This window comes from Legionella bozemanae, assembly GCF_900450575.1.
In the GTDB taxonomy this organism is placed as follows: domain Bacteria; phylum Pseudomonadota; class Gammaproteobacteria; order Legionellales; family Legionellaceae; genus Legionella; species Legionella bozemanae.
Genome location: NZ_UGGY01000001.1, coordinates 1,198,493 through 1,212,705 on the forward strand (window position 1 = coordinate 1,198,493; position 14,213 = coordinate 1,212,705).

Below are 14,213 nucleotides of genomic sequence, written 5' to 3' on the forward strand. Positions count from 1 at the left end.
GGATTGGATTGATGTCGCAGTTTGAAAAGTTATTTAATTTTATGAAAAAACCTTGGGTTATTATTTCCTATGCATTTTTGGTTATTTTAGCCTATTATTTTGTAGATAAGCCTTTGGCAACTTATTTTTACCAGTTGGATTTTAGAGTCAATATTCCCTTTTTAGTACTATTGACTGCATTGGGAAAATGGGTTGCTTATATCATTTTATTTTTTATCGCCGGATTGTATTTTCGATACATTCAAGTTAATACTGTTTATGAAGCGCGATCATGGTATTTACTGGGTTGTGTACTTTTAGCCAATTTGGTTTGTTTGATTTTAAAAGTTGCATTGAGCCGTGCTCGCCCTGAATTATTATTTTCCAGTAATGAGTTTGGATTTTATTGGTTTAAGTTAAGTTCAAATTATTGGTCTTTGCCTTCAGGACATACGACAACGGTTATTAGTTTAGCCGCAGGGTTAGGGATGATTTTTCCTCGATATTTTTATGTGTTGCTTGTTGTTGCTCTTTTAGTTGCTGCCTCAAGAGTTTTGTTATTTTTTCATTACTTAAGTGATGTGATGAGTGCATTTTATATTAGTTTGTTGGTTGTTGGCTTTTTTACAGAATACATGAAACGGAAGAATTGGTTCAACAAAATGGATTGTACTATGCGATAACTAGGATTTCAGAAAGTTAACGAGTTTTAGCAGTATCGATCCTAAATAGCCAATCTAGGGAGAGGTTATGACTATAGAGACTGAATTAAAAACTCTGGTTAGCATCTATGCCAGTTATGATAAAGAAAAAGAGTGTTATACAAATGACTTGAACAAAGAGGCTCTTTTACGACTAGACGCAGATTTTATTAAGTTAATTAATAAATTGTTGCTTAAAGATGGTCCGGATAAAACAAAAATAAAAAAAAATTATAAAATTTTATCTTTGAATTTCCATCCGGACCTTATAGGAAAATTCGGTCCGGAAGCAAAATGGATTGAGAGTAATCTGTCTGAAAATCGCAATGATGGAGCTTGTTTTAAAACATTATCGCTTTGCTATGGGAAGTTAACTTCGCCTCAGAATTTTAAACCGATTAAGTTGGATGAAATTACTACCCAAGAAGATTTTAAAAAATGGCTGGAAAACTTAAAAAATACTTCCCGAACGTTTACTGAGCGTCATTTCTACGCGAGTCTTCTGGGTTTATTTGATCAAGCTACTGGATATTTAGATGAAGTAGGGAAAATAAAGCCAAAAGGGATTCGTGCTTTAATTTCATTTCTTCCAATGATTTTTATTAGCTTCAGTACTTTTGTTTTTGCTGAAGAATTATTTGCTGTTTATGCAGTTTATTTTGCTTTATTAAAGGGTGGCCAATTTATGGCGGACAGCAATTCAAGAGAGTTGCAAAAGCTTGGTAATACCTTGCAAAAAATCACTATAATTTCTGCCACGACCACAACTACTTTATTAGTTCGTTTAATTGAAATGACTTTTTGGGCATCCCGTCAGTGCTATGAGATGAGCTTGCAAATAGGCTCTACACTTATAACACCATTACTTGGTGCCCCTTCGGAGGTGAAATCTGACGATTCTGCAGTAGATGAAAATTTATGTCGCGAATTGATTCTTGCAAGCCAGAATCAAAGTACCAGCAATAATTTTAAAACGCCTGAATTAAAAATGATTGCAGCGCCAATTGAATCCTGTCTTGGATTATTAGAGCAGCAATTTTTTAGAAACTGGAGAGCCGGAGGGGGAAAACATCGCGCATTAGACGCATTTTTGCTTAGAATGCGTGTCATCGATAAAGACAATGACTTGCAAGTCGAAGAAAAAGTTGCGAAAGTTTCTAAGGCATTAGAGTTAGTTAAAAAAGATCCCAGTGTTTACACTCCAGGAGGAAAAACGGCTTTGGCAGTTGACCGAGCTGAGCGTGTGATTAGCCTGCTCAAAGATGATTCTGGGATGCAGCTTGCTGTAGGAGGATGTCCTACTACGTAAAAGCAGTTTTTAAAGTCAGGTATCTCGTTAAATGCCTAAATTTTAGGCGCTATATTCATGGTCTTTACCATTGTCAAATTCAAGGTAAAATAGAAATACCCCTTGAATTTGGCAGGGTATCTCTGGCAAGATGCGTTAGTTTTGATTATCCAGTGAGGAATTATGAAAGTTCTCGTGGCAGTGAAGCGTGTAATCGACCCTTATGTCAAAATTCGGGTCAAATCGGACCATTCCGGAGTTGAAACACAAAATATTAAAATGGCAATGAATCCATTTGATGAAATTGCTATAGAAGAAGCGTTACGTTTACGCGAAAAAAATTGGGCTACAGAAGTGGTAGCAGTCAGTATTGGCAGTGAGAGCTCTCAGGAAACTTTGCGACATGCCTTAGCTTTAGGCGCTGATAGAGCAATTTTGGTTCGCACGCAAGATTCCTTAGAAAGCCTTAATATCGCAAAAATATTAAAAAAGATTATTGATGATGAAAAGCCTGATTTAGTATTAATGGGTAAACAAGCTATTGATGGTGATAATAATCAGACACCCCAAATGTTGGCCTCTTTATTAAATTGGCCCCAGGCAACGTATGCTTCTAAAATCGAAGCAAGTAGCGACCACCTTCAGGTAACCCGAGAAATTGATGGGGGGCTTGAAACAATTAACGTGCATTTGCCAGCAGTAGTCAGCACGGATTTGCGTTTAAATGAACCACGATACGCTAGCCTTCCCAATATCATGAAAGCAAAAAAGAAACCTTTAGAAGACATGGAGTTAGATAAATTGGGGTTGTCACTTAAAAAACACGTTGAAGTATTAAAAGTCACTGAACCTGATGCTCGCAGTGCTGGAGTGAAAGTTGAATCAGTGGCTGCGTTATTGGATAAACTACAGCATGAAGCCAAAGTGCTTTGATAAAGGGGGACGTGATGAGCACTTTAGTACTCGTTGAACATGATAATCAAACATTACATCCATCTACACGTAATGTTCTGGCTGCAGCATTGGAACTGGGCGGAGAACCAACCTTACTCGTTATAGGACATCAATGCAAAGCGGTAGCAGAACAAGCCGCAAGTCTTGCAGGAGTGCATGCTGTTTGGTGCATTGATAAACCGTGTTATGAGCATCCATTGGCAGAGCAAATAAGTGATTTAATTCTTTCACTTGTGCATTCATTTAAAGCCATATTAGTACCAGCAAGTACTTTTGGTAAAAATATTGCACCACGCGTTGCAGCACAACTCGATGTGTCTCAAGTTTCGGATGTGAGTAAGATTATCAATAAAGATACCTTCGAGCATCCAATATACGCTGGTAATGCTATAGAGACTGTACGAGTTCTTGATCCGATAAAAGTTTTGACGATTAGAATAACGGCATTTAATCCAGTAACTACAAGCCAGGCTAGTTGTTGCATTGAACAAATCGATAAAGAATTTATTGCAAAAGGTAGTCAATTTGTTAAACATGAGCTAAGTAAGTCTGAACGCCCTGATCTAGGAAGCGCTAAAATTGTTGTTTCTGGTGGAAGGGGACTGCAAAGTGCCGAGAAGTTTAAGTTGATTGAAGAGTTAGCTGATGTACTTGGTGCTGCTGTAGGAGCATCCCGTGCTGCTGTAGATGCCGGGTTTGTTCCTAATGATTATCAGGTGGGGCAAACCGGAAGGATAGTTGCACCAATGCTTTATATTGCTGTGGGAATTTCTGGAGCGGTACAGCATTTGGCTGGGATGAAAGACTCCAAGATTATTGTTGCAATTAATAAGGATGAAGATGCCCCTATTTTTCAAATTGCTGACTATGGTTTGGTTGGTGATTTATTTGAACTCGTGCCGCAGTTAATAGCACAATTAAAAAACCGTTAGAGGGAGAAAGTATGTTAGTAGGTGTTCCAAAAGAAATTAAACCTCAAGAAAATCGTGTAGGTCTTGTTCCTTCTAGTATTAGGGAAATTATCCGAGTAGGCAGCTCTGCTATTGTAGAGAAAGGTGCTGGATTGGGAATTGGGATTTCTGATGATGATTATCGACATGCCGGAGCAGAGGTTGTTGATAGTGCGGATGAGGTATTTTCCAGAGCTGAACTTATTGTAAAAGTAAAAGAACCGCAACCCATTGAGTGCAAACGTCTTCGTGAAGGTCAAAATTTATTTACCTATTTGCATTTGGCGCCGGATCCTCACCAAGCACGCATGCTTAAAGAGTCTGGAGTTACTGCTATAGCTTATGAAACAGTAACTGAAGATAATGGTGGTTTGCCCTTGTTGGCTCCTATGTCACAAGTTGCCGGTCGTATGTCCATTCAGGCAGGAGCACATTGTTTAGAAATGGCCCAAGGTGGTAGTGGCGTTTTACTCGGGGGTGTTCCTGGAGTGGCTGCAGCAAATGTCGTAGTTATTGGAGGAGGGGTAGTTGGTACTAATGCAGTACGTATGGCTATGGGTATGGAAGCTCGAGTGACAGTACTTGATCGTTCCTTACAACGTTTAAACGAGTTAGATTTCCAATTTGGCTCTAAGATCAATACGGTTTATTCTACTGCGGATGCCATAGAAAGATATACCGCTAGCGCTGATTTAGTGATTGGTGCAGTGTTAGTACCTGGGGCAGCAGCACCCAAATTAATGTCTCGTGCCATGCTTAAATCAATGCGACCTGGTTCGGTACTGGTGGATGTAGCCATTGACCAAGGTGGATGTTTCGAAACAAGTCGACCCACAACACATCAAGAACCTACATATGTTGTCGATAATGTGGTGCATTATTGTGTTGCAAATATGCCGGGTGCTGTGCCAAGAACATCAACCTTTGCTTTGAATAATGCAACTTTACCTTTTGTTTTAAGCATTGTAACTAAGGGTGTGAAGTTGGCTTTATTGAATGATAAGCATTTACTTAATGGCTTAAACGTTCATCAGGGTAAAATTACCTTTGATGCAGTCGCCCGTGATTTAGGCTATGAGTATACACCTGCAGCAATCGCATTGGCTGGTCGATAAAGTTTTATTGTTGTCTGATTTACTCTATAAATTGTAGCCTGGGTGAAGGCGAAGCCGTAACCCGGGAAATTTATGCCAGGAACTCCCGAGTTCCACTGTGCCTTTAGGCTACATTAATTTAAAACAAACTGTCTTCGCTCATTGGCGGTTGTTGCTGATCATTACTCGCATTAAAGACAGGAGTTGGATCTTCTTCCGCAGGAACTTCTTTATTACGAAAATACTCGATGATGCCATTTGCCTGATTAGGACGCGCCAATAAACCACTATTGGGATCAATGCGAACTGCGACTACATCCTCAGGTTGTCTCATTTCACTTTCAGGTTTTCCTCTCAAGGCAACTTTCATAAAGTCGATCCATAAAGGCAAAGCGAGTCCCGCAGCATATTCATGCAAGGATTTAGGGTTATCAAAACCTATCCATGTTGTGGCAACGAGGTCAGGATTAAACCCAGCAAACCAGGCGTCTACTTGGTCATTAGTTGTCCCGGTCTTGCCTGCAATGTCTTGGCGATTAAGCACACGAGCTGCGCGAGCAGTACCATGCTGAATAACATCTTTTAAAGCGGTATACATTAAAAAGTTAATGTCTTCAGGAATAACTCGCGGAGCTAGGGTTGAATGGTCTACATTGTTGTCGCAGTTATTACAAACAACGGTTGGTTTGGCCTGCAACAATATCTTGCCATCTGCATCAGTAATATGATCGATGAGATAAGGTTCGACTTTATAACCACCATTTGCGAAAACAGCATAAGCAGCAGTCAGCTCCATAGGGCTAATCGATAAACTGCCTAAAGCCAGAGACAAGCCTCTAGGAAGGGCTTTTTTATTAAATCCAAAACGGGCTAGGAAATCGATGGTGTAATTGATTCCTATATCATCAAGAATACGTATGGACACTAAGTTTTTAGATTGAACCAAGGCTTGTTTTAATCGTGTTGGTCCATTAAATTTCAGATTCACATTATGAGGACGCCATAAGTTGGGCTGACTTGGGTCATCAACGACAATAGGTGCATCATTAATCAATGTTGCCAGGGTATAACCGTTATTTAAAGCAGCAGCATAAACAAAAGGTTTAAAGCTGGACCCTGGTTGTCTGCTGGATTGAGTTGCCCGGTTAAATTTGCTTTTTTGGAAATTGAATCCACCAACGAGCACCTCTATGGCACCATTTTTAGGGTTAAGTGCTACCATTGCTGATTCAGCTTCAGGGATTTGTGCCAATTCCCAATGGTCTTTTATTGAATGAACATAAATAATGTCTCCAACCGCAACAACTTGCATGGCTTTGGATGGAGATTTTCCTACCCAACCATTTTTAAGCGCTGGCCTTGCCCAAGATAAACCAGCCCATGGGATAAGAATAGTGCGGCCGCTTTGTAATGTGGCTGTTGCTTCTTTTTCCCGGACTTCGGTAACTACTGCTGGAAGAAGATGGTTAAGTTCTGGATATTTTTCTAGATTTTTTTGAATTGAGTATAGGGATTTGCTGTCTTTTTCACCAATTGTGGCAACAGGTCCTCGATAACCATGTCGGTGGTCATAAGCAATTAAGTTTTTTTCGACTACATCATTAGCTGTATTTTGTAATTTTCCATCAATAGTCGTGTAAACTTTATAGCCTTTAGTATACGCGTCAGGGCCGAAATTATCGTATAAGGATTGACGAATCATTTCAGCAACATAAGGTGCCTTTACTTCAATAGGAGTGCCATGATACTTCGCCGTAATTGGCTGGTTTATTGCGTTTTGATATTGTTCTTCATTGATATAATGCTCTTCCAGCAAGCGCTCTAATACATGGTCGCGCCGTTTTTTGGCAGCTAAGGGGTTTGCAATGGGGTTTTGAGTTGAAGGTGCTTGAGGAAGACCAGCAATCATTGCAAGTTCTGCCAGATTTAATTCTTTAAGGGGTTTACCAAAATAAACCATTGCTGCAGCACCCACACCATAAGCACGATTACCTAAATAGATTCTGTTAAGATAGAGTTCGAGAATTTTTTCCTTACTCAATTCCCTATCTATTTTAATGGCAAGCATAATTTCATTAAATTTCCGTAAAAAGGTTTTTTTACGACTTAAGAAAAAATTACGCGCAACCTGCATGGTAATGGTACTACCGCCTTGGGATTTTGTTCCAGTTTTAACCATACGCACTGCAGCACGTCCAAGACCTAAAACATCCACACCAGGATGCTCAAAAAAGCGTTGATCTTCAGTAGCAATCAAAGCATGAATCAGCATGGGGGGGATTTCATCATAAGTAACAGGAATTCGTTTTTTTTCGCCATACTCCTGAATAAGCAAACCTTCTTTGCTGAAAATTTGTAAAGGTACTTGCAATTGTACTGTTTTTAATGAATCTACGTTGGGGAGTTGGCTTTCAACATAGAGGTAAAATAGACTACCAGCCACGATTAAAACAAAAAACAGGCTCATCAGCGCCCATAGACCTTTACGCCAGAAGTATGCCATTTTCATAGAGTCATAATGTTTTAAATGAAATTTGGCGTGTATTATACAGTGATTTGTTGTGCGATTGCGAGTTTTGTGTAAAAAAGAGAATAATTTTATACTAATTTTGTGGTGCTTCATCGAATTTTACAGAGAAACTCAATGAAACACAGTAAGCTATCTAATACAATATACTAAATAAAGAGTAAATGTCTCTTTATTTTCATTCTATTATTGTCTTCTGCACGTGGCTGCTCTCATCGTCCACTTCCAGTACACTTTGTGATGAAGAGCGTGGTTGAACAGGTTGGAAAAATCGAGGATGAGTTCCTGGTTGAAGCATATTTAATGCAGCAAGACTTCCATAGAATGGAGGGTAAACAGGAAAGCGTCTGGTTGGGGCTTCTGACTTAGCTTTTTGTAGTTCCTCAATAGTTGTGAGTTGTGCTTTATTTTTTTCTTTTAACTCCAGAATCTGGGATTCTGACTCTGATTTTTCTTTTTCCAACAATAGCTTTTGGGTCTCTAATTCAGATTTCTGTTTTTCTAGTTCTAATTTTTGAGCCTCTAATTCAGATTTTTGTTTTGCTAGTTCTAATTTTTGGGCCTCTAATTCAGATTTCTGTTTTTCTAGTTCTAATTTTTGAGCCTCTAACTCAGACTTTTGTTTTTCTAATTCCAATTTTTGAATATTTTGTTCTTTTTCATCTACTTTTTTTAATTTTTCAAATTGATTCTCTAGAAGAGTTTGCTGTTCCAAACAGATGTTTTTTGCAATCTCTTTGAGTTCCGCATTCGAGTCGTCGGTAGTCATATGAAGTACAGAAAAGACTTCATCGATAAGCAATAGGCCTGAATTACAGTATTTACCACCTACAAGCCGATCGTTTAATAAACCATTGAACTCCTGAGTTTTGGCACTTTTGGAATTAATTAACGTTACTGGATATTTGGAGCCCTTATACACATTTAATAATTGCCGAAAATCAATAAATAACTGGGTTAATTGCTCATGAAATGTTTGTAATTCTTTGGATTCAAATGGAATCTTTCTTTCATTTTGTTCTTTTAGATAACAAATGGTGCTCAAGATGAATGAAAGGAATTCCTTTCGAGCTTGATAGCCACCTGTGCACGCATTGATCTTTCCTTCTAGGTATGGAGCAAAATTGGTCTTTGTATCCTGTATTATTTCTACTGCGCGATCATGAGATTTTTTTTTGCGCATTGTAAGGTCAAGTGCGGTAACAAATTTATCTTTAGTCGCTATATTATCTTGAATGTCGTGATAACGGACTATAACGGTCGCCAATGCATAAATTAACTCTTCTAACCTAGTCATAAAAATCTCCTTTTTAATACATAAATGCGAAATCCCCTTACAAGTTGGTCTTTCACTATATTCAATGTTTTTGAGAAGCGCAAGTTGTTGTGGAACTAAAGAGTTAAAATGACAACATGACATCATTATAGTAGTTTAATCAAGCAGAAAATGTTGTAATTTTTTAAGAGGTTACGTTAACATCAATATATAGTCCTAAAGGAGTTTTTTTGAATGCATGGAAGATTCAAAGGAATAAAAAACATGCTCAAATTGTTTCAACCTAAGCATCGTTCTATTCTCGGAATAGATATTACATCGACAGCAGTTAAAGTTTTGGAAATTTCAGGTCAGGAAGATACATTCGTTGTTGAAAATTATGGCCGTGAAGTACTACCAGCAAATGCAATGGATGGGAACACAATTAAGGATGTTGATGCGGTTTCACAATGCATTAAGAAAGTAATTGACCGTTTGCATACACCATGTAAGCAAGCTGCTTTAGCTGTTCCTGACTCCTCAATAATCAGTAAAGTGATACAAATCAATGAAGGTTTAAATGATGAGGAGATGGAGGAGCTAATTGTTACTGAAGCTGATAAATACATTCCTTATCCAATAGATGAAATTAACCTTGATTTTGAAATTTTGGGACATTCTGAAAAAAATCCAAGTATGTTAGACGTACTTATTGTTGCATCGCGAGCAGAAAATGTGAATCAACGTGTTGAGACTGCAGTTCACGCAGGTTTAGAGGTTGTGGTGATTGACGTAGAATCTTATGCTGTGGAGAGAGCGGCACAACAACTTGCTAAGGATTTACCCGCATCCGGACAAGATAAAACAATTGCTATCATTGATATTGGCGCCTGCTATACACATTTATTTGTATTGCAAGGAATGAAATTGGTTTATTCAAGAGAAGAAAAATTTGGCGGCAAGCAATTAATAGACTCGATTGCTGAGTATTATGACATGTCTTTGGAACAAGCTGCCCTTGCTAAAAATAACGGAGAATTACCAGCAGATTATGAGGAAAAAATTTTGGATCCTTTTAAAGAAAATATCTTATTGCAAATCAAACGTACTCTGCAGTTTTTTTATTCTACAAGCCAGGACGGGGAGGTAGATCATATTTTGCTGTCTGGAGGATTAGCTAAGCTGCCTGGATTGGTAGCTTTGATTCAGGAGCGATTAGGGATGAGTACCACGATTGCCAATCCTTTTTCATATATGACTCCAGGAAAAATAGTAAATTTGGACTCAATAAAGCATGATGCTCCTGCGCTCATGGTAGCTTGTGGTTTGGCATTAAGGGATATTAAGTGAGATTATATGACGCAAGTTAACCTTCTTCCTTGGCGGGAGTTAAGGCGGGAGCAGGAAAAAAAGCTGTTTACAACGATACTACTGGCGTGCATTGTCGCCGCAGCATTTATTGTATTTTTAATTAACTCATATGCTTCAGGCTTGGTAAGGAATCAAGTCACGCGGAATCAGATACTTCAGAAAGAAATTAATTCTATGGATGCGCAAATAAAAGAAATAAAAAATTTGCAAAAAGCTAGGGAAATGATGATTTCCAGAATGTCTATAGTTCAGCATTTACAATCCACACGAACTTTAATGGTTCATTTATTTGATGAATTGATCAATATAACCCCATCAGGAATCTATTTAACTCAGGTAGAAGGGAAAAATGATGTCATTACTGTTTCTGGCTATACTGAATCAAATGCTTTTGTTTCCATATTAATGAGGAATATAGAAAATAATGACTGGCTTCATAATCCTCTTCTTAGTGAAATCAAGAAAGAAGAGGATGAAAAAAAGAAACAGCACACAGCTAATAATGAATTTAAATTAACTTTTGTGCTTGCCCCTCTCCAGATCGGGATAATACGATGAATAACATTAACCTGAGTGAATTAACTCTGGAAAATGTTGGGCAATGGCCCGTAGTGGTTAAAACCTGCATTTTTATGGGAGTGAATATTTTAATTATTGCTCTGGGTTATTGGCTAATCATACAAGACAATTTTGCTCAGTATAATAAGCTAAAAGGGCAGGAGGCTACTTTAAAAGCAGATTTTGAAAACAAGCAACGCCAATTATTTAATTTGCCAGCCTATCGTCTGCAACTGCAAGTTATGATGGAGCGTTTTGCATTAATGCTCAAACAGCTTCCGGAAAAAAATCAGATGCCCGGTTTATTAGAAGATATTTCCAAAACAGGGGTAGCATCAGGCTTAAAGTTTGAGTTATTCGCGCCACAACCTGAGGTAGTACATGAGTTTTATGTTGAGCGTCCCATAAAAATTTCAGTAGTAGGAACTTATTTTCAATTGGCAATGTTTATAAGTCGGGTCGCCGAAATGAGTCGTATTGTAACCTTACATGACTTTAGTATTGCAGGGTTGTCCTCCAAAGATAACAAAGTGGTTTCAGAGGATGAGTTGGTGATGAACATCACAGCTAAAATATATCGATATCGCACACAATGATAAACCGAACACAAAGAGTTGTTTGTATCTGTTCATTGTCTTTATTGCTGATTGCTTGTTCCGGTAATCATGATGATCTAGTGCGCTATATCAACGAGGCAAAACACAGAAAAACACGAGAGATTGAACCAATCCCTTCTTTTGCGCTTTTGCCTACTTTTAAATTTCCTGATAATGGCAATAGGCGCAATCCATTTAAGCCTATAACTCAAAAAAAGAAAGAGGTTGATATTAATGCCCCGGATAAAAATAGGCCGAAAGAGCCTTGGGAAGCTTATCCTTTGGATGCTTTAAAATTTGTAGGCACTTTAAGGCGAGGAAATGAAATATGGGCATTGATCAAACTCCCCAGCTCAGACATTACGCATGTGGGAATTGGTAATTATATGGGCCAGAATTATGGCCGTGTTGTATCAATTAAAAATGATTCAATTCAATTAATAGAAACAACACAAAAATCAGGAGAGTGGGAGAAACATAAAATGACGCTTGAATTATATACTGGGAAGTAGGAGCAAAAGTGCGGAGAATTGTTGTTTTATTCATTTTAATTAGTATGGGCTTAGGGATGGCTTTTGCCCAGAATAATCCTTTGGTATCAGTCAAGTTAATTCCTTTACCACAGGGAAAGCTGCGTATGGACTTCGAGTTTGCGCAACCTATAAAGCGAGACCCTGCAAGCTTTGTGACCCAAAGTCCGGCGCGTATAATCCTTGATTTTATTGATTCTAACCTGCAGTTACCATCCAAACAGAAAACAAAAGAAATTAAAATAGGTTCTCTTGATAAATATACTGTTGTTGCAGTGGGCACCCGTGTTCGGGCTATATTGGATTTAAACTATGCAGTACCTTATTTAGGCTCAATTTCTGGAAATGTATATACTCTTATTTTGAATGGCAAAAGTAATGAGTTATTCCAACCCCCTAAAGAGCTTCTAATCACCCATCGTCCAGTCAGAACAAATTATGAGCTCACTCATTTTGATTTTCGAGGAATTGAGCGGCAGGGCGGTCGAGCAATAGTGGATGTTTCCAGTACCACTGCCCCCATTGAGGTCGAAGAGCATGATAAAGAAATTTTAGTTAAATTTTTAAATACGAAAGCTCCTCAGAACTTAAGGAAACGTTTTGATGTTTCAGATTTCCGTAGCCCTGTACAAATCGTTACTTTTCAACAAAAAGGTAAAAATGCACATATGAGATTAGCAGGTACAGGCGCTTTTGGCCAATACGTGTATCAGGTTAATAAGCAATTTATGGTTGATGTATTTCCTTTGACTCCAGAAGAGGCGCAACAGGCCAAATTGAAAAAGAAGGTTTTTTCTGGAAGAAGAATTTCTTTAAATTTCCAAAACATCAGTATACGAGCTGTATTGCAGTTGCTGGCTGATTTTACTGGAATCAATATTGTAGTGAGTGATAAAGTTAAGGGTAATATTACCCTTAGGTTAAATAATATTCCTTGGGATCAAGCTTTGGATATTATTTTGACGACACAAGGTTTAGTGAAGCGTCAGATAGGGAATGTGATGTTGATCGACTATAAAGCTTCTTTTGATAAAATGGAGGCAGAGGAGCTGAAGACACAACGCGCTATTCAAAAGCTTGAGCCAGTACGTTCAGAGCTCATCCAGATCAATTATGCCAAAGCCACAGATCTTGCGATTTTGATTAAAGACAAACAAAATTCTCTTCTATCGGAGAAAGGCCGAGTAAGTGTTGATACGCGAACAAATACCATCTGGATTCAAGACAGTGGAACTCGGATAAATGAAGTCAGGGAGTTGATCAAACAGTTGGATGTACCCGTCAAACAAGTGCTTATAGAGGCGCGTATCGTCGAGGTGACCAAGGATTTTGCTCAAGATCTTGGTATTCGCTGGGGTGTTTCCAAGCCAACTCATTTAAGTGGTACCTTGGCTGGTGCCAATCAGTTGACACAAGGAGTTGCTCCGGCAAATGTCGTACCATTTACAGACAGATTAAACCTGGATTTAGTTGCTGCTCCGGTGATGGGCGCGACACCTGCTTCTATCGGTATCGCATTAGCGCAGCTTGGCGATAATATTTTACTTGATCTTGAACTGTCTGCTTTAGAAAGCGAGGGCCTTGCCGAATTGATATCCAGTCCGAGACTTATAACAGCAAATCAACAGCCTGCTGTAATTGATTCGGGACAAGAGATTCCCTATCAGGAAGCCACCTCAAGTGGCGCGACCGCTGTAGCTTTCAAAAAAGCGGTATTAAGTTTAAAAGTAACGCCGCAAATTACTCCTGATAGTAAGATCCTGATGGAGCTGAAAATTAATCAGGATACGGCATTACCTAACCTCACATTTAATGGAGTACCCGCCATTGCAACTAAAGAAATTCAGACGAATGTGCTTGTTAGCAATGGACAAACTATAGTACTTGGTGGTATTTATCAGCAGGATAAGAGCAAAACGATTACCAGAGTACCTTTTTTGGGGCAGTTGCCGGTAGTGGGGAATTTATTTAAGAATACACAAATTGCCCTTAAAAACGATGAGTTACTTATTTTTATAACGCCAAAAATAATCACAAACTCATTATCGATTACGACAATTGAAGGTAGAAAACCAATTCGCTTTGATGAAAAATAGGTCAAAAAATTGCAATGAACTGAAACATTGAGTTTAAGAGTAGAATTCCTAGGGTAGGATGATCAAGCTGAATCAACATGCCTATATTTTGCACTCTAAGTACAGAATGCACTGGTCTTCATGTATGATCAACTGGATACTGGGTAAACTGGGCAAGTAGGTAGAAAGAGTGGTTTTATGTTCAAAAATTAGAGGCGGTTGTCCTGAGCGAAGAATCACAGCTTAACTCGGACGTTTTGCTGCATCAGGAACTACAAATTTTTAGTACTATAGCATGATTCTACACGCTTATTTTTTAATGAAAGTGATATAAT

12 protein-coding genes are annotated in these 14,213 nt (G+C 38.5%); 10 read left to right on the plus strand and 2 right to left on the minus strand.

What is annotated here, in order from left to right; translation table 11 throughout:
* Nucleotides 1-11: 11 nt before the first annotated feature.
* From DY223_RS05110 to ald, 5 genes are all read left to right on the plus strand, one after another.
* Nucleotides 12-662 carry a phosphatase PAP2 family protein gene (locus DY223_RS05110; RefSeq protein WP_058460401.1) on the plus strand — a complete coding sequence of 217 codons (651 nt, stop codon included), beginning with the start codon at nt 12-14 and terminating at the stop codon, nt 660-662.
* Nucleotides 663-729: 67 nt separating this feature from the next.
* Nucleotides 730-1,989: a hypothetical protein gene (locus tag DY223_RS05115; RefSeq protein WP_058460402.1), complete on the plus strand. Its 1,260-nt coding sequence runs from the start codon at nt 730-732 to the stop codon at nt 1,987-1,989.
* A gap of 162 nt (nt 1,990-2,151) precedes the next feature.
* The gene (locus tag DY223_RS05120) at nt 2,152-2,901 is read left to right on the plus strand and encodes an electron transfer flavoprotein subunit beta/FixA family protein (protein WP_058460403.1); all 750 of its coding nucleotides are present in this window, start codon (nt 2,152-2,154) and stop codon (nt 2,899-2,901) included.
* A 14-nt stretch (nt 2,902-2,915) separates the two neighbouring features.
* A complete protein-coding gene (locus DY223_RS05125) occupies nt 2,916-3,854 on the plus strand; it encodes an electron transfer flavoprotein subunit alpha/FixB family protein (RefSeq protein ID WP_058460404.1) in 939 nt (312 codons plus the stop codon).
* A gap of 11 nt (nt 3,855-3,865) precedes the next feature.
* Nucleotides 3,866-4,987, plus strand: a complete 1,122-nt coding sequence (gene ald / locus DY223_RS05130; protein ID WP_058460405.1) for an alanine dehydrogenase — start codon at nt 3,866-3,868, stop codon at nt 4,985-4,987.
* A gap of 118 nt (nt 4,988-5,105) precedes the next feature.
* Here ald and DY223_RS05135 read toward each other — a convergent pair whose 3' ends face one another.
* Nucleotides 5,106-7,475, minus strand: coding sequence for a penicillin-binding protein 1A (locus DY223_RS05135; RefSeq protein ID WP_058460566.1), 2,370 nt, complete (start codon nt 7,473-7,475; stop codon nt 5,106-5,108).
* A 196-nt stretch (nt 7,476-7,671) separates the two neighbouring features.
* Nucleotides 7,672-8,790: a hypothetical protein gene (locus DY223_RS05140; RefSeq protein ID WP_058460406.1), complete on the minus strand. Its 1,119-nt coding sequence runs from the start codon at nt 8,788-8,790 to the stop codon at nt 7,672-7,674.
* Between the two features lie 243 nt (nt 8,791-9,033).
* On the opposite strand from DY223_RS05140, the gene DY223_RS05145 reads away from it, so the two are divergent.
* The 5 genes from DY223_RS05145 to DY223_RS05165 are packed head-to-tail and all read left to right on the plus strand — an operon-like array spanning nt 9,034 to nt 13,899.
* Nucleotides 9,034-10,098, plus strand: coding sequence for a pilus assembly protein PilM (locus DY223_RS05145; RefSeq protein WP_058460567.1), 1,065 nt, complete (start codon nt 9,034-9,036; stop codon nt 10,096-10,098).
* 6 nt (nt 10,099-10,104) lie between these two features.
* On the plus strand, nt 10,105-10,677 hold the full coding sequence (locus DY223_RS05150) for a PilN domain-containing protein (RefSeq protein WP_058460407.1): 573 nt from the start codon (nt 10,105-10,107) through the stop codon (nt 10,675-10,677).
* Nucleotides 10,674-11,273 carry a type IV pilus inner membrane component PilO gene (locus DY223_RS05155; RefSeq protein ID WP_058460408.1) on the plus strand — a complete coding sequence of 200 codons (600 nt, stop codon included), beginning with the start codon at nt 10,674-10,676 and terminating at the stop codon, nt 11,271-11,273. The genes DY223_RS05150 and DY223_RS05155 overlap by 4 nt, the downstream gene beginning before the upstream one ends.
* On the plus strand, nt 11,270-11,785 hold the full coding sequence (locus tag DY223_RS05160; protein WP_058460409.1) for a pilus assembly protein PilP: 516 nt from the start codon (nt 11,270-11,272) through the stop codon (nt 11,783-11,785). The genes DY223_RS05155 and DY223_RS05160 overlap by 4 nt, the downstream gene beginning before the upstream one ends.
* An 8-nt stretch (nt 11,786-11,793) precedes the next feature.
* The gene (locus DY223_RS05165) at nt 11,794-13,899 is read left to right on the plus strand and encodes a type IV pilus secretin PilQ (protein ID WP_058460410.1); all 2,106 of its coding nucleotides are present in this window, start codon (nt 11,794-11,796) and stop codon (nt 13,897-13,899) included.
* Nucleotides 13,900-14,213 lie beyond the last annotated feature (314 nt).